The sequence below is a fragment of the Nocardia otitidiscaviarum genome, from assembly GCF_007362295.1.
In the GTDB taxonomy this organism is placed as follows: domain Bacteria; phylum Actinomycetota; class Actinomycetes; order Mycobacteriales; family Mycobacteriaceae; genus Nocardia; species Nocardia otitidiscaviarum.
The window spans coordinates 3,897,101-3,917,946 of the sequence record NZ_CP041695.1; the positions used below are offsets into that span (position 1 = coordinate 3,897,101).

Here is a 20,846-nt window from a genome sequence, read left to right on the forward strand (position 1 = left end):
CGAATGGCTCGGCCTACTCGCCTTCGGAGTGCTCGAGCAGATCGGCGTGGATCTCACGCATGGCCACCGAGAGCGGCTTCTCCTGCAGACCCGGCTCGACCAGCGGGCCGACGTACTCCAGAATGCCGTCGCCGAGCTGGTTGTAGTAGTCGTTGATCTGCCGCGCCCGCTTGGCCGCGTAGATGACCAGCGCGTACTTGGACGAGGTGCGCTCCAGCAGCTCGTCGATCGGCGGGTTGGTCAGGCCGACCGGAGTGTCGTAGGCGGGGGCGGCCTTCATGTCCGTACTCACTGGGGAGGCTCCTGCGGGGTTGATGGTCAACGGGGTGGGCGTCCGGCCCGGTCGGCCGCGAGGTCCGCGGGCGGACTTCAGGGGGCCGACGAGCCGTGCTTCGAGGCAGACCTCGAATTTGTGCTAACGAACAACGATACCAACCGCTCACAGGCGGCGGTCACCTCGTCGTTCACTATGACGATGTCGAACTCGTCACAGGCCGCCAATTCGGTTTTCGCGGTCTGCAGGCGCCGCTCGATCACCTCGGGCGATTCGGTGCCCCGGGAGGTGAGCCGGGATACCAGCTCGTCCCAGCTGGGCGGTGCCAGGAAGACCAGCAGGGCCTCCGGCATCGCCCGGCGGACCGAGCGCGCCCCTTCGAGATCGACTTCGAGCAGTACCGAGCGACCGGCCGCCAGGGCCTCCCGCACCGGCGCGGCCGGGGTGCCCGACCGCTGCAACCCGCCGTGGATATCGGCCCATTCCAGGAGTTCGTCCGCCGCGATCATGGCGTCGAATTGTTCCCTGGTGACGAAGCGATAGTCACGACCGTCGACCTCACCGGGCCGGGGAGCCCGGGTGGTGGCCGACACACTGAACACCAGTTCCGGCAACCGTTCGCGCACACAGCGCACGACGGTTGACTTTCCTACGGCCGAGGGGCCGACCAGGACTACCAGCCGACCCTTCCGAGTGTGTTCGACCACCCTCGGATTATTCGGCGCTGAAGTCGAACCGGGCCAGCAGCGCCTTGCGCTGCCGGTCGCCCAGACCACGCAGACGGCGGGTCGGAGCGATCTCCAGTTCGCTCATGATCTCAGCAGCCTTGACCTTGCCCACCTTCGGCAGGGCTTCCAGCAGAGCCGAAACCTTCATCTTGCCGAGCACTTCGTCCTTCTCGGCGTCCTGAAGGACCGTCTTCAGGTCGGTGCCGCCACGCTTCAAGCGCTCCTTGAGCTCCGCCCGAGCGCGGCGAGCGGCAGCCGCCTTCTCCAAAGCAGCGGCGCGCTGCTCGTCAGTCAGCTGGGGAAGGGCCACGGTTCCTCCGTCTCATCGTTCATTGCATCTACTCCCGCCGGGGAGAACCCCGGCGGTCTCAGCGACCGTACCCACGTCGCCTGGCGATTGCGAACCCGCCCCCCAGGTCAGCGCGTGATTCCGGGCACGGCCGCGCCGAGCGGGCATCCGCGAGGGGTGACTCCGCCCGGCTGCGACGATACTAACCACAGAATCGCGAACCCCGTTGCAGCCAGGGCGTTTTCACGCTTTCACCAGGTGAGCCGGGGACAGGCCCTACCGCCGGGTCACCTCGTAACCGAGCTGTGATCACGCGACCTGGAATTTTCTCGGATTTCTCGGCGTGTCGCGCAAAAACCGCACCGCGTGTCGCGCATCACACGCTACCACCGCGAGGCGTGCACCGCCCGGTCCCGAGTCCGCCCGAACCCCGCTGAACACGGCCTGAAGGGGCCGTAGACGGGCGAAAACACATCGGTGTAGTTCTCGGGTGCGGCACGGGTGCGATCACGCGTCAGAACGGCACCGAGGGCCGCCCGGCCGGCACCGTTTCGCCCACAGCGAAACCGGACATATCGGACCGATCTCGGCTGGTCACACCCCTGCGCGCCCCGATCGGACGCGCGATACGGCGCTCAGCTGCTCTCGCGCCCCGATCGGACGCGCGGTAACAGCGGTCAGCTGCTCTGCACGGCGATCCGGAGGCCGAGCGCCACCATGAGCGTGCCCATGGCCGCATCGATGGCCCGCCGCACCCGCTGGCGGGTGAAGACGTGACGCAACGCGCCGATGGCCACGGCCAGGGTCACGAACCAGGACAGGTTCACCGCCGTGCAGACCAGGCTCAACTCCAGGGTGCTCAGCGCCGACGGATCGGCGGGCAGGAACTGCGGCACCAGGGCGATGAAGAACACCGCGGCCTTGGGATTGAGCAGGTTGTTGAGCAAACCCTGCCGGAAGGCCACGCGCAGGCCGTGCCGCCGCGGCCCCACCTCGGCGTCGAGTGCGTAGTCCCCGCGCCGCGCCGCCAGGAGGGCGCGCACCCCGAGATAGCCGAGGTAGGCCGCGCCGACCAGCTTCACCACGGTGTAGGCCACGGCCGAGGCGGCCAGCAGACCGGCGATGCCGACGGCGGTGACCAACGACCAGACGAACACGCCCACGGCGACGCCCGCCGCGCTGGCGATTCCGGCGCGGCGACCCGAGACGGCGCTGTTGCGCACGACGATGACGAAATCGGGGCCGGGTGTCATGGATCCGAGCAGAATCACCCCGGCGAGTGCGAGAACCTGTGCCGTCGACATCACCGGCTCAGCGTACGCGGCGGCCACGGTGTCGAACAGCGGTGTCGAACGGCACAGGTTCACCCGGTCGAATCAGTCTCGCAGGAACTCGAATTCGTCGGTGAGCCGATGCACGCGCACCTGCAGCGCGCCCACCGACGGACCGGCCTTCAGCACCTCACGCGAGACGTTCGGCACCACCGCGCCGAGATCGCTGTCGCGCACCAGTTTCCGGATGGAGTCCGCTCCCCCGCCCTGCGCGCCCACGCCCGGCATGAGAATCGGGCCGTTGAGCGCGCTCAGGTCGGGCGCCTCGGTGAGGGTCGCGCCGACCACCACACCCACGGAACCGAATTCGGCCCCGGCATTGTGGGCGGCGGCGTCGTCGACCATGCGCTGGGCGATGCTGCGGCCGTCCGGGCCGGTAATGCGTTGCAGCTCGGCCGCTTCCGGATTGGAGGTCGCCGCCAGCACGAACACGCCCCGGTCGTTGACGCGCGCCAACTCCAGTGCCGGTGCGAGCGAACCGAATCCGAGGTACGGCGAGACGGTCACCGCGTCACTGCCGAGCGGACCGTCGCCCAGCCAGGCGCGGGCGTAGGCGTCCATGGTGGAACCGATATCGCCGCGCTTGGCGTCGGCGAGCACCAGCGTGCCCGCCTCCCGCAGCTCGCCGATGGCCTCCTCCAGCACCATGATGCCGCCGGAGCCGTACGCCTCGAAGAAGGCCACCTGGGGTTTGACCAGGGCGACGCGACCGGCGAAGGCTTCCACGCAGGCGTCGGTGAACGCCTTGAGCCCGGTCACGTCCTCACTCAGCCCCCAGGCCCGCAGCAGCGGTGGATGCGGGTCGATGCCCACGCACAGCGGACCGTGCGCACGCATCGCCTCCCGCAACCGCACCCCGAATGTCGTCATCGGGTCAGCCCCGCAGGGTGGTGTGGAGTTCCTGCAGGGACCGCACGCCGATACCGCCGTTGATGGTGGCCTCGATGCCCTGCACCGCGGCCGCCGCACCCTGCACCGTGGTGATGCACGGGATGTTCGCGCCCACCGCGGCGGTGCGGATCTCGTAGCCGTCCACGCGCGGACCGTTGTTGCCGTACGGGGTGTTGAAGACGATGTCGACGTCCCCGTCCTTGATCATGTCCACGATGCTGGGCGCGAGCGTCGCGGCGTCCGCCGTACCCGAACGCCCCTGAGCGGGCTCCGGGTCCGAGTGCTTGCGCACCCGCTCGCACGGAATGCCGTTGCGGCGCAGCATCTCCGCGGTGCCGTCGGTGGCCAGGATGCGGAATCCCAGGTCGTGCAGGCGCTTCACCGGGAACACCATGGCCCGCTTGTCACGGTTGGCGATGGAGACGAACGCGGTGCCCTCGGTCGGCAGCGAACCGTAGGCCGCCGCCTGCGATTTGGCGAAGGCGGTGCCGAAATCGGCGTCGATGCCCATCACCTCACCGGTGGACTTCATCTCCGGCGAGAGCAGCGAGTCGATACCGCTGCCGTCCGGGCGGCGGAAGCGGTGGAACGGCAGCACCGCCTCCTTGACCGCCACCGGGGCGTCGAACGGCGCGTGGCCGCCGTCGCCCTCGGGCGGCAGGATGCCCTCCTTGCGCAGGTCGGCGATGCTGGCCCCGAGCGCGATCCGCGCCGCGGCCTTGGCCAGCGACACCGCGGTGGCCTTGGACACGAACGGCACCGTGCGGCTGGCGCGCGGATTGGCCTCGAGCACGTAGAGCACATCGTCCTTGAGCGCGTACTGCACGTTCAGCAGACCCTTGACGCCGATGCCCTTGGCCAACGCGGCGGTGGAGCGGCGCACGGCCTCGATATCGCTGCGCCCCAGGGTGATCGGCGGCAGGGCGCACGCGGAGTCGCCGGAGTGGATACCGGCCTCCTCGATGTGCTCCATGACGCCGCCCAGGTACACCTCGTCGCCGTCGCACAGGGCGTCGACGTCGATCTCGATGGCGTCCTCCAGGAACCGGTCGATGAGCACCGGGCGATCCGGGCTGATATCGGTGGCGCGGGAGATGTAGCCCTCGAGCGTCTGCTCGTCGTAGACGATCTCCATACCGCGACCGCCCAGCACGTAGGACGGCCGCACCAGCACCGGGTAGCCGATCTCGGCGGCGATCTTCTTGGCCTGCTCGAAGGTGGTGGCGGTGCCGTACTTCGGGGCCGGGAGCCCGGCCGCGACCAGCACGTCACCGAATTCGGCGCGGTCCTCGGCCAGGTCGATGGCGGCGGCGGAGGTGCCGACCACCGGCACCCCGGCATCGGTCAGCCGCTGCGCCAGGCCCAGCGGCGTCTGACCGCCCAGCTGGCAGATGACGCCCGCGACCGTGCCCGACTCGGTTTCCGCGTGGTACACCTCGAGCACGTCCTCGAAGGTGAGCGGCTCGAAGTACAGCCGGTCGGCGGTGTCGTAGTCGGTGGACACCGTCTCCGGGTTGCAGTTGACCATGACGGTCTCGAACCCGGCCTCCGACAGCGTCTGCGCGGCATGCACGCAGCTGTAGTCGAATTCGATGCCCTGGCCGATGCGGTTGGGACCCGAACCCAGGATGATCACCTTGTCGCGCTCACGCTGCGGCGCGACCTCCGACTCGGCGGCCGGATCGAGTTCGTAGGCCGAGTAGTGGTACGGCGTCTTGGCCTCGAACTCCGCCGCGCAGGTGTCGACGGTCTTGAACACCGGGCGGATGCCGAGCCGGTGCCGCAGCTCGCGCACCCCGTCCTCACCGGCGAGTTCCGGTCGCAGCGAAGCGATCTGGCGGTCGGACAGACCGTAGTGCTTGGCGCGGCGCAGCAGCGGCTCGTCCAGCACCGGCGCGTCGATGATCTCCTGGCGCAGCTCCACCAGCCCGGCGACCTCGGCCACGAACCACGGGTCGACACCCGAGGCGGCCGCCACGTCCTCGACGCTCGCGCCCAGCCGCAGCGCCCGCTCCACCTGGTAGATGCGGCCCTCGGTGGGCACCTTCAGATCGTCGAGAATCGCCTGCACATCGGTCCACTCGCCGTCCGGCTGAGTCCAGAAGCCGGTGGCCTTGGTCTCCAGCGAACGCAGCACCTTGCCCAGCGCCTCGGAGAAGTTGCGGCCCAGCGACATCGCCTCACCGACCGACTTCATGGTGGTGGTCAGGGTGGGGTCGGCGCCCGGGAACTTCTCGAAGGCGAAGCGCGGCGCCTTGACGACCACGTAGTCGAGCGTGGGCTCGAAACAGGCCGGGGTCTCCTTGGTGATGTCGTTGACGATCTCGTCCAGGGTGTAGCCGATGGCCAGCTTGGCGGCGATCTTGGCGATCGGGAATCCCGTCGCCTTGGAGGCCAGCGCCGACGAGCGCGAGACGCGCGGGTTCATCTCGATGACGATGAGGCGGCCGTCGCGCGGATTCACCGCGAACTGGATATTGCAGCCGCCGGTGTCCACGCCGACCTCGCGCAGAATCGCGATGCCGAGATCGCGCATCTTCTGGTACTCGCGGTCGGTCAGGGTCATGGCCGGGGCGACGGTCATCGAGTCACCGGTGTGCACGCCCATCGGGTCCACGTTCTCGATGGAGCAGACGATGACGACATTGTCCTTGCCGTCGCGCATCAGCTCGAGCTCGAATTCCTTCCAGCCCAGGATGGATTCCTCGATGAGCACGTTCGCGGTCGGTGAGGCGGCCAGGCCGCCGCCGGCGATGCGGTCCAGATCCTCGTCGTCGTAGGCCATGCCCGAACCCAGGCCGCCCATGGTGAACGACGGGCGCACGACCACCGGGAAACCCAGTTCCGCAACGGTTTCGCGCACCTCGGCCATGGTGTAGCAGACCTTGGAGCGGGCCGATTCGCCGCCCACCTTGGCGACGATGTCCTTGAACTTCTGCCGGTCCTCACCACGCTGGATGGCCTCGAAGTCCGCGCCGATGAGCTCGACGTTGTACTTCTCCAGCACGCCGTTCTCGTGCAGGGCGACCGCGGTGTTCAGCGCGGTCTGACCGCCCAGGGTCGCCAGAATCGCGTCGGGGCGCTCCTTGGCGATGACCTTCTCCACGAACTCCGGGGTGATCGGTTCCACGTAGGTCGAGTCGGCGAACTCCGGGTCGGTCATGATGGTCGCCGGGTTGGAGTTCACCAGCGACACCCGCAGCCCCTCGGACCGCAGCACCCGGCACGCCTGGGTGCCGGAGTAGTCGAACTCGCAAGCCTGGCCGATGACGATCGGGCCCGAGCCGATCACCAGGATGTGGTTGAGATCGGTGCGGCGAGGCATCAGGCTCCTTCCATCAGCGTTGCGAAGCGGTCGAACAGGTAGGCGGCGTCATGGGGACCGGCGGCCGCTTCCGGGTGGTACTGGACGGAGAACGCCTTGCCGTCCACGAGGCGCAGGCCCTCGACGGTGCCGTCGTTGGCGCACACGTGGTCGATCTCGGCCTTGCCGAACGGGGTGTCGAAGACCTCGCCGCGCTCACCCTCCAGGGCGAAGCCGTGGTTCTGCGCGGTGATCGAGATCCGGCCCGAGTGGTGTTCGACGACCGGGATGTTGATGCCGCGGTGGCCGAACTTCATCTTGTAGGTCGTGCGGCCCAGCGCCCGGCCCAGGATCTGGTTGCCGAAGCAGATGCCGAACAGCGGCATGCCCTCGCCCAGCACCCCCTGGGTGAGCGCGACGGCGTCGTCCTGGGTGGCCGGGTCGCCCGGACCGTTGGACAGGAACACCCCGTTCGGGTTCAGCTCCTTGATCTGGTCCAGGGTGACGTTCGACGGCACCACGTGCACCCGCATCCCGCGCTGGGCGAACATGCGCGGCGTGTTGGACTTGATGCCCAGATCCACCGCGACCACCGTGAAGCGGTGCTCGCCGACCGGCTCGATGGTGTACATCTCGTCGGTGGACACCTCGCCCGCCAGGTCCGCGCCCAGCATGGACGGCTGGCCGGTGACGCGATCCACCAGCTCCTCGTAGTCGGCGAGGGCGTCGCCGGAGAAGATGCCCGCCTTCATGGAGCCGCGGGTGCGCAGGTGGCGCACCAGGGCGCGGGTGTCGATCCCCGCGATGCCGACGATGTTCTGGTTCTCCAGCTCGTCGGCCAGGGTGCGGTTGGCGCGCCAGTTGGAGGCGCGGCGCGCGGGGTCGCGCACCGCGTAGCCCGCCACCCAGATCTTCGCGGACTCGTCGTCCTCGTCGTTCCAGCCGGTATTGCCGATCTGGGGCGCGGTGGCCACCACGATCTGGCGGTCGTAGCTGGGGTCGGTGAGCGTCTCCTGGTACCCCGTCATGGCGGTGCAGAACACCGCCTCACCCAACGTCTGTCCCACGGCACCGAAGGTCGAGCCCCGGAACACCCGGCCGTCCTCCAGCACCATTACGGCAGTGTCTGCCCCGAACCCAACCCTTACGCCGCTCATGCCTCGTCTCCGTTCATCGCACCCGCCGTCGTCCACGCCGGGTACACCGTCTTGTCGTCACCCCGGAATCCGGTATCCACCTCGGTTCCGGTCGGCAGCGTCCAGCGAATGACCAGCACACCATCTTCGGTCATCACCTTGCCCGCATGGCCCCGCTCGGCGCGCACCGCGGTGATGGACTCCGCCGGAATCCAGATCGGCGCGTTGCCGTCGCGCTCCAGCAGGATGCCGCGCTCGAAGCGGGTCATCTCCGCGGTGGCGCGGAAACCCAGATCACCCACCGTGATCCGCTGAATCCAGCTGGGGGCCAGGGTGCTGCCCAGGTACAGGCCCGTGGTCGGCTCCAGCAGTTGCGCGCCGCAATCGGCGGGCACCGTCGGGAGGTTGCCGATCGCACCGGCCTGGCGTCGGGCCCGGCCCGTCCACGCCCGGTACATCAGCCACAGGCCGAGCAGGAACACCGCCAGGCATCCGACCACCCACAGCGTTCGCTCCATTACGGTCCTCCTCGGTTCCCCGCCCGCCGGGCTCCCCCGGCGATCCGGGCCGCGTCGCGCGCGGTATTGCGGCCGCGCAGGAAGGTGGCGGTCACCAGTCCCGGCAGCGTCATCGCCTCGAACGGCGTGTTGTCGGAGATGCTGGCGAGATCCTTCGCCCGCACCGTCCACGACGTCTCCGGATCGACCAGCACCAGATTGGCCGGTTCACCCACCTCGAGCGGCCGACCCTGATCGGCCAGGCCCGCGATGCGGGCCGGGTTCTCGCTCATCACCGCGGCCACGCCGCGCCAGTCCAGCAGACCGGTGCGCACCATGGTCGCCACGATGATGGACAGCGCCGTCTCCAGGCCGAGCATGCCGGGGCGGGCGGCCGCGAACTCGCAGCACTTGTCCTGTTCGGCGTGCGGGGCGTGATCGGTGGCGACGCAGTCGATGACGCCGTCGGCCAGCGCCCGGCGCAGCGCCTCCACATCGGAGACCTCGCGCAGCGGCGGGTTCACCCGGTTCACCGCGTCGTAGGTCTCCAGCCGCGAGTCGTCCAGCAGTAGGTGGTGCGGGGTCACCTCGGCCGTGATCGAGATCCCCTGCGCCTTGGCCCATTTCAGCAGTTCCACGGTTCCGGCGGTGGAGGCGTGGCAGATGTGCACGCGCGCACCGGCATCGCGGGCCAGCAGCGCGTCGCGGGCCACGATGGACTCCTCGGCGGCGCGCGGCCAGCCGGCCAGGCCCAGCCGGGCCGCGTTCGGGCCCTCGTGCGCCACCGCGCCCTCGGTGAGCCGCGGCTCCTCCGCGTGCTGGGCGATGAGCACGCCCAGGGAGTTCGCGTACTCCAGGGCGCGGCGCATGATCAGCGGGTCGTACACGCAGTGGCCGTCGTCGGAGAACATGCGCACCTTGGCCTCACCGGCGGCCATGGTGCCCATCTCGGCGAGCTGCTCACCCTTCAGGCCGACCGTGACCGCACCCACCGGATGCACGTCCACCAGGCCGACCTCCTGACCGCGCCGCCACACATGGTCGGTGATGACCTGGGTGTCGGCCACCGGATTGGTGTTCGCCATGGCGAACACCGCGGTGTAGCCGCCCAATGCCGCGGCGGCGGAACCGGTTTCGATGGTCTCGGTGTCCTCGCGGCCCGGCTCGCGCAGATGCGTGTGCAGGTCCACGAAGCCCGGCAGCAGGTACTGCCCGGCGCCGTCGACGATCTCGGCGTCGGTGATCCCCAGATCGGTGCCGATCTGCCGGATCTCACCGTCGGCGAGCAACACGTCCACCGGTTCGCCCTCGCCGTACAGCCGAACGCTCTTGATCAGCACGTTGCCGCCGTTCATGCCACCACCTCGTCCGTTCCGACCAGCAGGCGGAACAGCACCGCCATCCGCATATGCACTCCGTTGTTGACCTGTTGCAGCACAGCGGCTTTCGGGGAATCCGCGACCGACGCGGCGATCTCCATACCGCGCAGCATCGGCCCGGGGTGCAGCACCACCGCGTGCTCGTCGAGCATGTCCAGCCGCCGCTGGTTGAGCCCGTAGGCGATCGAATACTCGCGGGCCGACGGGAAGAAGCCGCCGTTCATCCGCTCGGCCTGCACCCGCAGCATCATGACCGCGTCCGCGCCCGGGAGTTCGGCGTCGAGCGAGTGCGAGATCCGCACCGGCCACGCCTCCACGCCCACCGGCAGCAGGGTGCGCGGCGCGACCAGCACCACCTCCGCGCCGAGCGTGTCGAGCAGGAAGGCGTTCGAGCGCGCCACCCGGCTGTGCAGGATGTCGCCCACGATGACGACCCGCTTACCCGCCAGGTCACCGAGCCGCTGCCGCAGTGTCAGGGCGTCCAGCAGGGCCTGGGTGGGGTGTTCGTGCATACCGTCACCGGCATTGATGATCGCCGGGCCGGGACCGCTGTAACCGCTCGCGGCGTCCTGCATCTCGGTGAACCAGCGGGCGATCTGATGCGCCGCGCCCGAGGCGGGATGCCGGACGATGAGCGCGTCCGCGCCCGCCGCGTGCAGGGTCAGCGCGGTATCGCGCAGCGACTCGCCCTTGGAGACCGAGGAACTCGACGCGCTCACATTGATCACGTCGGCGCTCATCCACTTGCCCGCCACCTCGAAGGAGACCCGGGTGCGGGTGGAGTTCTCGAAGAACACCGTCATGACCGTGCGCCCGCGCAGCGTCGGCAGCTTCTTGACCTCGCGGCCCAGCAGCGCCTGCTCGAACCGCTCGGCCTCGTCCAGCAAACCGGTGGCGGTCTCGCGGTCCAGGTCGGTGACCGACAGCAGATGCCTCACTTGTCACCCTCCTGGGCCAGGTACACACCGTCGCGGCCGTCGTGTTCGCGCAGCAGCACCGAGATGTCCTCGGTGCGCGCGGTGGGCACGTTCTTGCCGACGTAGTCGGCGCGAATGGGCAGTTCCCGATGGCCGCGATCGATGAGCACCGCGAGCTGCACGGCCCGCGGACGGCCCAGGTCGCGCAGCCCGTCCAGGGCCGAGCGCACGGTCCGGCCCGAGAACAGCACATCGTCGACCAGCACGACCAGCGCGTCCTCGATACCGCCCTCGGGCACCGAGGTGCGTTCCAGCGGACGGTGCGGACGACTGCGCAGATCGTCGCGGTAGAGGGTGATGTCGAGGGAGCCGAGCGCGGGGCGCACGCCGGCGAACTCCTCGATCTTGAGTGCCAGCCGGTTGGCGAGAGTCGTTCCGCGCGTGGGAATTCCGATCAACACGACGCGCGCGGCGGCGGGGTCGGCGGAATCGAGCGCGGTCTTCTCGATGATCTGATGCGCCATGCGCGCGATGGTGCGGCCGACATCCGAATCCGACAGCAGTTCACGCCCGGTCTGAATCCGCTCGGGATCGTGCCGCTGGGAATGCTCGGCAGCGCTCGACTTGGCGGCCCGGTTTTCGGGCACGGCCATGCCGACCTCCTTCCCCGCCTCACTGGACGGTCCGTTAAAGGATGTCTTTCGGAGCAAGAGCCTAACAGCGCCGCGCGCCGCCGAATCCGCCGCACCCCCTCGGCAACCTCGGGTCGCCAGGTGCCGCGACACGGCTACGACCAGCGCGAATCGGAAAAGCGCCGGTCTGGACAGCAAGTGCCCAGTTACGGGCGCTTCGGCGGCTGTGGTCAGGTTCACGTGCCGGCACGGTTCGAATCGCCCACAATACATGCCCCAATGCGCATATTTCCATCGCGATATCCCTGAGGCGCGGCGATCGTGATCCGACTCCGCGGCGGATACGGATCCACGGAGGCCACACCGGACTATGATCAGACCGTTTGGTCTTTGCAGAGGTCCGCCGTCATCACCGGATGCTGGAAGGAATCTCGTATGAGCAAACCCGTGGCCTGGATCTTGGGTCTGACCCTCATCATCGCCGGACCGCTGATCGGTATCGCACTGCGCCGGGTCGTCGATCGCATCGCCGCCAAGACCCTCGTCGCCTCCACCACGCCGGGCAGTCAGACCGCGCGTCGACTCGTACTCGGACTGGCACACGACCTGGCCGTGCCGGTGTGCGCGCTGGTGGCCCTCGCCGTCGCACTCGACCTGCCGGGCGGCATCCCCTTCCCGATGGAGATCATCCACCAGGTCCTGAAGGGCGCCCTGATGGTCGCGATCACCTTCGCGATCGCACGGCTCGCCGCCGACGTGGTCACCTCGGTGATTCGACGGATCAGCGGCATCTCCGGATCGGTGAGCCTGTTCGCCACCATCACGCGCGTCCTGATCTATGCCGTCGGCGCACTGATCACCCTGGACAGCGTGGGCATTCGCGTGACACCACTGCTGGGCGCGCTCGGCGTCGGCGCGCTGGCCATCGCTCTCGCCCTGGAGGGCACGCTCGCCAACCTGTTCGCGGGTGTGCACATCCTCGCCTCACGAACGGTGCAGCCGGGCGATTTCGTCCGCCTCGACACCGGTGAGGTCGGGTGGATCACCGACGTCAACTGGCGCACGACCAGCATTCGCGAGATTCCGGGCAATGTCGTCATCGTACCGAACCGCAAGTTCGCCGACGCCATCCTCACCAACTTCAACCACCCCGCCCAGGACATGGCGATCGCCGTCGAGGTCAGCACCAGCTACGACAGCGATCTGGACCAGGTCGAGCGGGTGACACTGGAGGTGGCGCGGCAGGTGATGTGCGAACTCGATGTGGGCGTGCCCGACGCCGAACCGCGGGTGCGATTCCACACCTTCGGCGACTCGGGTATCGGATTCCGGGTGGTGCTGCGCACCCGACAGTACGAGGACCAATACCTGCTCGTCAGTGAGTTCATCAAAGCGCTGCACCGACGCTTCCGGATGGAGGGCATCGTCATCCCCTACCCCATTCGCGTACTCCACACCGCCCCGATCACCGAGCCGCACACGGTACCGCTCGTCGATCCCTCACCGCTCGAGACCGCTCTTCGTACACCGTAAACCGGAGTGTGCGATGCTCGTGGGGTGAGCAACGAAGCTGACCACACCGAACCGACCCGCATGACCTTCCGCGGCTACGGCGGCATCGATATCGCCGGTGACAGCTGGGGCCCGACCGACGCGCCCCTCGTCGTCTTCCTGCACGGCGGCGGCCAGACACGGCATTCCTGGAAGGACTCCGGACTCGCGCTGGCCAAGGCCGGACTGCACGCGGTACTGCTCGACGCCCGCGGGCACGGCGACAGCGACTGGGCGGCCGACGGCGACTATCGACGCGACGCCATGGTCGGCGACCTGATGGCGGTGCTGGCGCAACTCGGCAAGCCCGCGTTCGTGGTGGGCGCGAGCATGGGCGGGCTCACCGGACTGCTCGCCACCGCGCACCCGGAACGGGAGCGCATCACCGGACTGGTGCTCGTCGACGTGGTGCCGCGCCCCGAACGCGCGGGCGTGGAGCGCGTACTCAATTTCCTGGGCGGTCACCGCGAAGGTTTCGCGACTCTGGAGGAGGCCGCCGACGCGGTGGCCGAGTATCTCCCCCATCGCCGCCGACCGCGCAATCCCGAAGGGCTGCTGCGCAATCTGCGCCAGCGCGCGGACGGGCGCTGGTACTGGCACTGGGATCCGGCCATGATGTCCCGCCGCGGTGCGGGTGAGGATATCGAATTGCACAGCGAGATACTGGAATCCGCCGCCCGCGACCTGACGATCCCGGTGCTGCTGGTGCGCGGCGCGCTCTCCGACGTGGTGAGCGAGGAGGGGGTGGCCGCCTTCCGCGCACTGGTCCCGCACGCCGACTACACCGAGATCGGCACCGCCGCCCACACCGCGGCCTCCGACGCCAACGACGAATTCACCGACGCGGTAGTCGATTTCGTCCGCGCACACGTCGACGTCGACTGAGTCGCGAGCCCGGCGCATCGGCATCTCACGATTCGCCCGACACAGAACTCGTGACTGGGATAGCATTCTGGTCACGAGTTCGGCCGATGTCCGGAGGTGATCGTGGCCCGAACGCAGCGAGCGGACCTCCATGAGCGCGCCGACGCGATCCTGGACGCCGCCACCGAACTGATGTTGACGACCGCTGCGCGCGACCTCCGCATCGAGGAGGTCGCGAGGCGGGCCGGCGTCGGCAAGGGGACGGTCTACCTGCACTGGGCCAGCCGTGAGGAGTTGATGCTCGCCGTCGGCGCCCGCGAAGCGGTCGCCATGCTCGCCACCGTCATCGCCGCGATGCGCGCGGAACCGGTCGAGGTGGCCCTGCACCGCTACCTGCGTCGCCACTTTCTCGAGGCCATGCGGCGACCCATCCTGCACAGCCTGTTCGTCACCGACCACACCCGGCTCGGCGCACTCGCCGACCACCCGGCCCGCACCCGGCTGGCCGAGGCCAAACTTCGTGCCGCACACGACCATCTGGCCGCACTGCGGGAGCATCGGCTGCTGCGCCCCGGCCTGCATCCGGTCGACGTCGACTTCAGCGCGCAAGCCGTCGCCTACGGGTTCTTCGCCGCCACGCCACTGCTGTCCGGCGACGCGCGCTTCACCCTCGACCATCGGGCGGATCAGCTCGCCGACGTCATCCGCCGATCCTTCGAACCCGCCCGCCCGCCCGCACCCGAACGCTACGCCGCCGCCGCACCGCGGGTCGTCGACGCCTTCGAACGCCTTCGAAACGAGTTCCGCCGCACCGCCTACGGCGCCGCCGCCGACTGAATCACCTGCCCGAGAGAGAGTTCCGCCCCATGACCACCAGCGAGATCACCGGACTGCACCACGTCGGCCTCGTCCTGCACGATCTGAGCGACGCGCTCGACACGTTCCGCCGCTTCGGCTTCCATATCGCCGCACCGACCTATCCGGCCTTGCCGCCGACCCCCGGCGCGGCGCCGGAGCCCGTCGGAGCGGGCAATACCCACGCCGACTTCCCCCGCGGCTTCCTCGAACTGCTCGCGGTCACGACCGCGGACGGGGCTCGCATTCCCGCCGACGCCACACTCGTGCCCTTGCGCATCCCGGCGGATCGGCTGGACGCGACCAGAACGGCGATCCGGCATACCGTCGCGGGCCTCACCGAACGGCTGGAGCGTTTCGAGGGAGCCCACATTCTGATCTTCGCCACCGCCGACGCCGAGAAGACCGCCGCCAGAATCGCGGCCGAAGGGGTGGCACACGGAGGCGTCGTCGTGGCGCAGCGGCCGATCACCACCGCGGAGGGCACCAGCCCCCAGCCGATCTCCTACCTAGAGATCCACGACCCCGCAACGAAAGCGGCCATCCTGCCCGAGGGCCGGGTAGGCGTCGCCGAGGACGTCCCGGCCGCCGTCCTCGACGCCCAGACCGGGCTCGACCATCCCAATGGCGCGGTCGGCCTCGTCGAATGCGTCCTCTGCGTCGACGACGAGGAGCTCGACGCCACCGCCGCACGTTACGAACGCTATCTCGGTGTCGCCGCGCACCACGAAAGCTCCTCCTACGGTTTCTCGCTCGGCACGCATCGACTCACCCTCACCACACCGCACGCGGTCGCGGCGCGACTGCCGGGTGAACGGCCGAGGACCCCGGCGCTGTCCGCCTACACCATCGAGGTGACCGACCTGGCCGCCGCGGAACGGCTGCTGCGCGACCGGGACGTCCCGCTGCGCACCGCCGCCACCGGTGAGCTCTTCATCCCGGCCGCGGCCGCGTGCGGTGCGGCCGTGCTGATCCGCGCAGCCACCGCGACCGTCTGATCGACCGCGGCCGCGCGGCGAGCGCAAGGGTCCGAGGTCTCCACATCGATGACCGACGCCGCTGTGGCGGCGACTTTCCGTGGCACACACTGGAACACGGCAATGGCGGTGCGAGGTCGTCGCGCACCGCCAACGGGTTCCAGTGGAATCGAGTGGAATCAATGCATTCTTCCGTGCAGGCGCGGCTCTCCGTCGGGCGGACGGTCCGGGCCATGGCCCGCTGTCTGATCCGGACCCTCGAACTGCTGGCACGCCGTCGCATCCACCTTCCGGCGGTCAATCGCGGGGCGCGCATCGACTTCGCGGACGGGACCGCGGCGCACGTCTTCCGGGAGACCGTGATCGACCGCGCCGCCGCACAGGATCCATGTGTGCTGGCCGTCGAGTTCCAGCTGCGCGCGGTGCACGGTGCGGGCCATGCGCTGTTCCGCCGGGAGAGCCTGCTCAACACCCTGCTCTTCGCCGGATTCCCGGGGCTGATCACCAAGCTGTGGCTCGCGCACGACCAGCGGGGGCGGTATCGCGGACTGTACGAGTGGGACGATCCGGCGGCGGCCGAATCGTACGCCCGCACGCTGTGGGGCGTTCTCGCGCTCGTCTGCGTGCCGGGCTCGATCGCCTACCGCGTACTCCCCGGCCTGCGGCGCGCCGATCTGCTGGAACCTGCGGACTCGTCAGGGGCGGGCGACACCATCGAGGACGACCGCTGGTGGCTGCCGGTGCGGTCGAGCCGGCCGATCGTCGCCACGGCACCCGTCGGCATCGCGTCCTGACGCGCCCGACACACCCGCTTGAACATACGTTCGATCGAACGTAGATTCGATGACATGTCCACTCCATTGCAGGGCTCGCTGCTCGACGGCTTCGACGGCGAGCCGGCCCTGGGTTCGCTGTCCGGCCTGCGGCGCACCGTGCTGACCGAGGGGGCCTGGGTCGATGTGCTGCCCGGCTGGCTCACCGGTGCGGACACGCTGTTCGAGCGGCTGGCCGCCGAGGTGCCGTGGCGCGCGGACCGGCGACCCATGTACGAGCGCGTGGTGGACGTGCCCCGGCTGCAATGCTTCTACGCGGAAGGCCGCGCCCTACCGGATCCGATACTGGACCGGGCCCGCGACGCCTTGACCGCGCACTACCGGCGGGAGCTCGGGGAGCCGTTCCGCACCGCGGGCCTGTGCTACTACCGGCATGGTGACGACAGCGTCGCCTGGCACGGCGACACCATCGGCCGCGGGGCCGCCCACGACACCATGGTCGCCATCGTGTCGGTCGGCGCGGCACGCCCCCTGCTGTTGCGTCCGCGCGGCGGTGGCGCGAGCCTGCGCTATTCGCTCGGACACGGCGATTTGATCGTCATGGGCGGCTCCTGCCAGCGCACCTGGGAGCATGCCGTGCCGAAGACCCGCCGCCCGGTCGGCCCCCGCATCAGCATCCAGTTCCGTCCGCGCGGGGTGCGCTGAGCAGGCGATCTTGCGTTGGAGCGCGCTCCAGCTCCTAGGTTCGTCGCATGAACAGCGTCCCATCCACCCTCGCCGCCGCCGATCGCTTCGAGCGAGGTGCGGCGGTGCTGCGCGCCGTCTCCGGCACCGAGCATCCGGAGGCCCTCGACAGCCTCGCCGATATCGCGCCCGATCTGGCCCGCCTCACCGTCGAGTTCGCCTACGGCGATATCAACGCCCGTCCCGGTCCGACGCTGCCGCAACGACAGCTGGCGACCGTGGCGGCGCTGGCCGCGCTCGGAAACGCGATGCCGCAGTTGCGATTCCACATCGACGGCGCGCTGAACGTGGGCTGCGCGCCCGGCGAGATCGTCGAGGTGCTCATCCACGTCTCGCTGTACGCGGGATTCCCGGCGGCGCTCAACGCGCTCACGGTGGCGCGGGAAGCGTTCCGGGCCCGGCCCGACATCGACTTCACGCCGACGACCGTGCCCGCCGCCGCCGATCGCTTCGACCGCGGGCGCACCACCCTGTCCGCCGTCGACGGTCACGCCGGCGAACAGGTCATCGCGGCACTGGCCGATATCGCACCGGATCTGGGTCGCTACATCATCGAATTCGGCTTCGGCGACATCTACTCCCGCCCCGGGCTGGATCTGCGGTCACGCGAACTGGCCACGGTGGCGATGTGCACCGCACTGGGAACCGCCGCACCGCAGCTGAAGGTGCATCTGCACGGGCTGCTCAATGTCGGCGGCACCCGCGCCGAAGCCGTCGAAGTGATCATGCAGATGGCGGTGTACGCCGGATTCCCCGCGGCGCTCAACGGGATCACCGCCGCGCGTGCGGTGTTCGCCGAACGCGATGAGAGGGGCGGGGCCGGGCGGGAATGAGCCGCCGCCGGGCAGGGTTCCACCCCGGCGTAACCGTACGACGCACTGGGAGTGATGAGAATGTCCACGTTCGCACTGGGTGGCGATCTCCGGGTCAACCGGATCGGATTCGGGACCATGCGGCTGGCGGCGCCGCCGGAGCCGGGTGTGGATCCCGGCATGGGGCATATCTGGCGGGGTCCCGTGGATCGCGAGGCGGCGTTCACCGTGCTGCGACGGGCGGTGGAGTTGGGCGCGAATCTCATCGATACCGCGGACTCGTACGCCCTCGGCGAGACCGAGGAGCTGGTCGCGGCGGCGCTGCGGCCCTATCGCGAGGATGTGGTGGTCGCGACCAAGGTCGGCGTGGTGCGGCCCGGGCCGCTGGAGTGGGTGCCGCTGGGGCATCCGGCCTATCTGCGCCAGCAGGCCGAATTGAGTTTGCGCCGTTTGGGACTCGACCGTATCGACCTGCTCCAGCTGCACCGCATCGACCCGGGCTTCCCGCTCGCCGAGCAGATCGGCGCGCTGAAGCAACTGGTCGACGAGGGCAAGGTTCGCCATATCGGGCTGTCGGAGGCGAGTGTGGCGCAGCTGCGCGAGGCGGCGGCCATCACCCCGATCGCGAGTGTGCAGAATCTGTACAACCTCGGCGACCGGCACCATGAGGATGTGGTGGATTACGCTGCCGCACAGGGGATCGCGTTCATTCCGTTCTTCCCGGTGGCCATGGGCGCGCATGCCGCACCGGATGGTCCGGTGGCGGCCGTGGCCACGGAGATCGGGGCGACTCCGGCGCAGACGGCGCTGGCCTGGCTGCTGCGCCGCTCCCCCACCGTCCTGCCGATTCCGGGTACCACCTCACTGGCACATCTCGAGGAGAACCTCGCGGCGGCGCGGGTGACGCTGAACGACGAGCAGTTCGAGCGACTCTCGGCGGTCGCGCCGCCCGTGGTCGCGGCGTAAGCCGCTGGGCAGCGCGGACTTTCAGGGCCGCCTCGCGAACCCCGGGGCGTGTTCGGGTAGTACGCCCCGGCCCACCAGGAACGGCGGGATACTGCGGACGATCGGAATGCGGCGGAAGACGCGCAGGGCCAGCGGCGGTCGTTCGGCATTCGACAGGTTCACCCGGCCACGCACAGCCGGTCCGATGACCTTGGCGTGGGCGAAGCGCTGCATGGCCTGGGTGACCGCGGTCGGCAGGATGCGTCTGCGCTGCACCCGGCGCAGGTCCGCGGTCGTCACGCCGCCCGCGCGCAAGGACGGCGCGAGGATGCGCGCCGCCGCCACCGCGTCCTGGACGGCGAGATTGATCCCGACACCGCCGACCGGGGACATGGCGTGCGCGGCGTCGCCGATGCAGAGCAGGCCGTCGGTGTACCACCGGTCCAGGCGGTCCAGCTGCACGTCGAGCAGCTTCACCTCGTCCCAGCCGGTGAGGGCGTCGCGGCGGTCGGCCAGCCAGGGCACCACCTCGACCATGCTGTCCATGATCTCGCCGACCGGTCCCGCGCGCAGGGCCGCATCGGCGCCCTTGCCGATCAAGGTCGCCGCCTGCCAGTAGTCGCCGCGATCGAGCAGGACGGCCACCCGGTCGGCGGCGAGCACCGGGACCGCACCCGCCGGATCCGTGTCGTTGCGCGGCAACCGGAACCACCACACGTCGAACGGAGTGGCCCAGCGGCGCGACCCGAGACCGGCCGCCCGCCGCAGCGTCGAGTCACGGCCGTCGCAGGCGACCGTGAGATCGGCCCGAATCTCGCCCTCCGCACCATCTTTCGTGCGGTAGCGAACACCCGCCACCCGGCCGTCCGCCCGCAGCAGATCCGTGGCCTCGGTGTTCATCCGCAGCCGGAAGGTGGGTTCGGCATCCCCGGCGCGTGCCAGCAGATCCAGCAGATCCCACTGCGGAACCATGGCGATGTACGTGTATCGCCCCGGAATGCGGTCGAACGTGGCGACGGTCCGCATCGTGCCGCCGATCGGCAGCTGCACCGAACGCAGCCGCCGCTGCGGCAGTTTCGCGAATTCGTCCATGAGCCCGAGTTCGTCGAGCAGTTCCAGGGTGGTGGGATGCACGGTGTCGCCGCGGAAGTCGCGCAGGAAGTCACCGTGCTTCTCCAGTACCGTGACCTCGACGCCGCCGCGAGCCAGCAACAGCCCCAACACCATTCCCGCCGGACCACCTCCGGCGACGAGACAGGTCGTGCGTTCCATCGCCGCACCTCCCGAGTCGGAAATCGCACCGTCTCCGCCGATGGTAGTGGTGCTAGCGGTCGGCCGAGTCCCGGAAGAGCACGAAGAAGTACGGCTGTGCCAGTCCGCGCATATCCATGACGCCGAGCAGCGTGTGGTCGTCGACGCGCCGGAAGATATCGATGATCGGCAGGTGATCGTAGATCATGGCGGCGCTGGACCTGCCACGGAATTCCAGGTCACGCAGTCGAGCGCGCGGCGTGCCGGCGCGCAGCAGCGGACGCAGCACACCGAGCGACCGGCGCACCGGCCGCAGCGTCGCGGCGGGCACCTTGCCCGCCAGGAACAGCGGAACCCGCCGCGGATCCACCGGGAACAACTGCCCGTCAGGGGTGCTGAACACCAGCGGCTGCACCGCGTCCGCGCTGTCGAACCGCTTGCCGTACCAGCCGGATTCGACCAGTACGCCCCGCCACGGATGCCCGGTATCCAGCTCGTCCCCGCGCCACAGCCCGTCGGTGATCTCCTCCACCCGCACGGTGGGCAAGGTGTCGAACAGTTGCCACGCCTGCTCCGGCGTACACCCGCCCCGCAGTTCTCGCAGCCGCTCCGCTCCATCGATGCCCAATCGCCCCGTCACCATCAGCCTCCACACCGAATGAATGAAAGAATTCGCCTCACAATATCTCGTTGTGA

General features: G+C 69.3%; 21 protein-coding genes. 8 read left to right on the plus strand and 13 right to left on the minus strand.

Annotated features, from left to right (window positions below):
- Nucleotides 1–13 precede the first annotated feature (13 nt).
- From rpoZ to pyrR, 11 genes are all read right to left on the minus strand, one after another.
- Nucleotides 14–280 carry a DNA-directed RNA polymerase subunit omega gene (rpoZ, locus tag FOH10_RS17235; RefSeq protein WP_029924434.1) on the minus strand — a complete coding sequence of 89 codons (267 nt, stop codon included), beginning with the start codon at nucleotides 278–280 and terminating at the stop codon, nucleotides 14–16.
- Nucleotides 281–369: 89 nt separating this feature from the next.
- Nucleotides 370–981 (minus strand): guanylate kinase, encoded by a 612-nt coding sequence (gmk, locus tag FOH10_RS17240; protein ID WP_143981505.1) that lies wholly within the window; start codon nucleotides 979–981, stop codon nucleotides 370–372.
- Nucleotides 982–988: 7 nt separating this feature from the next.
- Nucleotides 989–1,312, minus strand: coding sequence for an integration host factor, actinobacterial type (gene mihF, locus FOH10_RS17245; RefSeq protein WP_029924430.1), 324 nt, complete (start codon nucleotides 1,310–1,312; stop codon nucleotides 989–991).
- A 656-nt stretch (nucleotides 1,313–1,968) separates the two neighbouring features.
- Complete coding sequence (locus FOH10_RS17250; RefSeq protein WP_186000911.1) at nucleotides 1,969–2,595, minus strand: LysE family translocator; 627 nt, start codon at nucleotides 2,593–2,595, stop codon at nucleotides 1,969–1,971.
- 72 nt (nucleotides 2,596–2,667) lie between these two features.
- Entirely contained in the window at nucleotides 2,668–3,492 is an 825-nt protein-coding gene (gene pyrF / locus FOH10_RS17255; RefSeq protein WP_143981507.1) for an orotidine-5'-phosphate decarboxylase, read from the minus strand.
- A 4-nt stretch (nucleotides 3,493–3,496) separates the two neighbouring features.
- Entirely contained in the window at nucleotides 3,497–6,838 is a 3,342-nt protein-coding gene (carB, locus tag FOH10_RS17260) for a carbamoyl-phosphate synthase large subunit (RefSeq protein ID WP_143981508.1), read from the minus strand.
- Nucleotides 6,838–7,974 carry a glutamine-hydrolyzing carbamoyl-phosphate synthase small subunit gene (gene carA, locus FOH10_RS17265; protein WP_143981509.1) on the minus strand — a complete coding sequence of 379 codons (1,137 nt, stop codon included), beginning with the start codon at nucleotides 7,972–7,974 and terminating at the stop codon, nucleotides 6,838–6,840. Before carA ends, carB begins: the two co-directional genes overlap by 1 nt.
- Nucleotides 7,971–8,471 carry a PH-like domain-containing protein gene (locus FOH10_RS17270; protein WP_143981510.1) on the minus strand — a complete coding sequence of 167 codons (501 nt, stop codon included), beginning with the start codon at nucleotides 8,469–8,471 and terminating at the stop codon, nucleotides 7,971–7,973. Before FOH10_RS17270 ends, carA begins: the two co-directional genes overlap by 4 nt.
- Nucleotides 8,471–9,805, minus strand: coding sequence for a dihydroorotase (locus tag FOH10_RS17275; protein ID WP_143981511.1), 1,335 nt, complete (start codon nucleotides 9,803–9,805; stop codon nucleotides 8,471–8,473). The genes FOH10_RS17270 and FOH10_RS17275 overlap by 1 nt, the downstream gene beginning before the upstream one ends.
- Entirely contained in the window at nucleotides 9,802–10,767 is a 966-nt protein-coding gene (locus FOH10_RS17280) for an aspartate carbamoyltransferase catalytic subunit (protein WP_143981512.1), read from the minus strand. Before FOH10_RS17280 ends, FOH10_RS17275 begins: the two co-directional genes overlap by 4 nt.
- Nucleotides 10,764–11,399: a bifunctional pyr operon transcriptional regulator/uracil phosphoribosyltransferase PyrR gene (gene pyrR, locus FOH10_RS17285; protein WP_143981513.1), complete on the minus strand. Its 636-nt coding sequence runs from the start codon at nucleotides 11,397–11,399 to the stop codon at nucleotides 10,764–10,766. The genes FOH10_RS17280 and pyrR overlap by 4 nt, the downstream gene beginning before the upstream one ends.
- 414 nt (nucleotides 11,400–11,813) lie before the next feature.
- On the opposite strand from pyrR, the gene FOH10_RS17290 reads away from it, so the two are divergent.
- The 8 genes from FOH10_RS17290 to FOH10_RS17325 all read left to right on the plus strand — a co-directional run bounded on the left by FOH10_RS17290 (nucleotide 11,814) and on the right by FOH10_RS17325 (nucleotide 18,920).
- Nucleotides 11,814–12,911, plus strand: coding sequence for a mechanosensitive ion channel family protein (locus tag FOH10_RS17290; protein WP_143981514.1), 1,098 nt, complete (start codon nucleotides 11,814–11,816; stop codon nucleotides 12,909–12,911).
- A 24-nt stretch (nucleotides 12,912–12,935) separates the two neighbouring features.
- On the plus strand, nucleotides 12,936–13,814 hold the full coding sequence (locus FOH10_RS17295; RefSeq protein ID WP_244961252.1) for an alpha/beta fold hydrolase: 879 nt from the start codon (nucleotides 12,936–12,938) through the stop codon (nucleotides 13,812–13,814).
- 102 nt (nucleotides 13,815–13,916) lie between these two features.
- The gene (locus FOH10_RS17300) at nucleotides 13,917–14,630 is read left to right on the plus strand and encodes a TetR/AcrR family transcriptional regulator (RefSeq protein WP_143981515.1); all 714 of its coding nucleotides are present in this window, start codon (nucleotides 13,917–13,919) and stop codon (nucleotides 14,628–14,630) included.
- A gap of 29 nt (nucleotides 14,631–14,659) precedes the next feature.
- Nucleotides 14,660–15,646 (plus strand): VOC family protein, encoded by a 987-nt coding sequence (locus FOH10_RS17305; RefSeq protein WP_143981516.1) that lies wholly within the window; start codon nucleotides 14,660–14,662, stop codon nucleotides 15,644–15,646.
- Between the two features lie 161 nt (nucleotides 15,647–15,807).
- Nucleotides 15,808–16,419 carry a hypothetical protein gene (locus tag FOH10_RS17310; RefSeq protein WP_186000516.1) on the plus strand — a complete coding sequence of 204 codons (612 nt, stop codon included), beginning with the start codon at nucleotides 15,808–15,810 and terminating at the stop codon, nucleotides 16,417–16,419.
- 54 nt (nucleotides 16,420–16,473) lie between these two features.
- On the plus strand, nucleotides 16,474–17,103 hold the full coding sequence (locus FOH10_RS17315; RefSeq protein ID WP_143981517.1) for an alpha-ketoglutarate-dependent dioxygenase AlkB: 630 nt from the start codon (nucleotides 16,474–16,476) through the stop codon (nucleotides 17,101–17,103).
- A gap of 47 nt (nucleotides 17,104–17,150) precedes the next feature.
- Complete coding sequence (locus tag FOH10_RS17320; RefSeq protein WP_029924401.1) at nucleotides 17,151–17,975, plus strand: carboxymuconolactone decarboxylase family protein; 825 nt, start codon at nucleotides 17,151–17,153, stop codon at nucleotides 17,973–17,975.
- A 60-nt stretch (nucleotides 17,976–18,035) separates the two neighbouring features.
- Nucleotides 18,036–18,920 carry an aldo/keto reductase gene (locus FOH10_RS17325; RefSeq protein ID WP_143981518.1) on the plus strand — a complete coding sequence of 295 codons (885 nt, stop codon included), beginning with the start codon at nucleotides 18,036–18,038 and terminating at the stop codon, nucleotides 18,918–18,920.
- A gap of 21 nt (nucleotides 18,921–18,941) precedes the next feature.
- Here FOH10_RS17325 and FOH10_RS17330 read toward each other — a convergent pair whose 3' ends face one another.
- Complete coding sequence (locus tag FOH10_RS17330) at nucleotides 18,942–20,171, minus strand: FAD-dependent oxidoreductase (RefSeq protein WP_143981519.1); 1,230 nt, start codon at nucleotides 20,169–20,171, stop codon at nucleotides 18,942–18,944.
- 52 nt (nucleotides 20,172–20,223) lie between these two features.
- Entirely contained in the window at nucleotides 20,224–20,772 is a 549-nt protein-coding gene (locus FOH10_RS17335) for a DUF4334 domain-containing protein (RefSeq protein ID WP_425326158.1), read from the minus strand.
- Nucleotides 20,773–20,846: the final 74 nt, after the last annotated feature.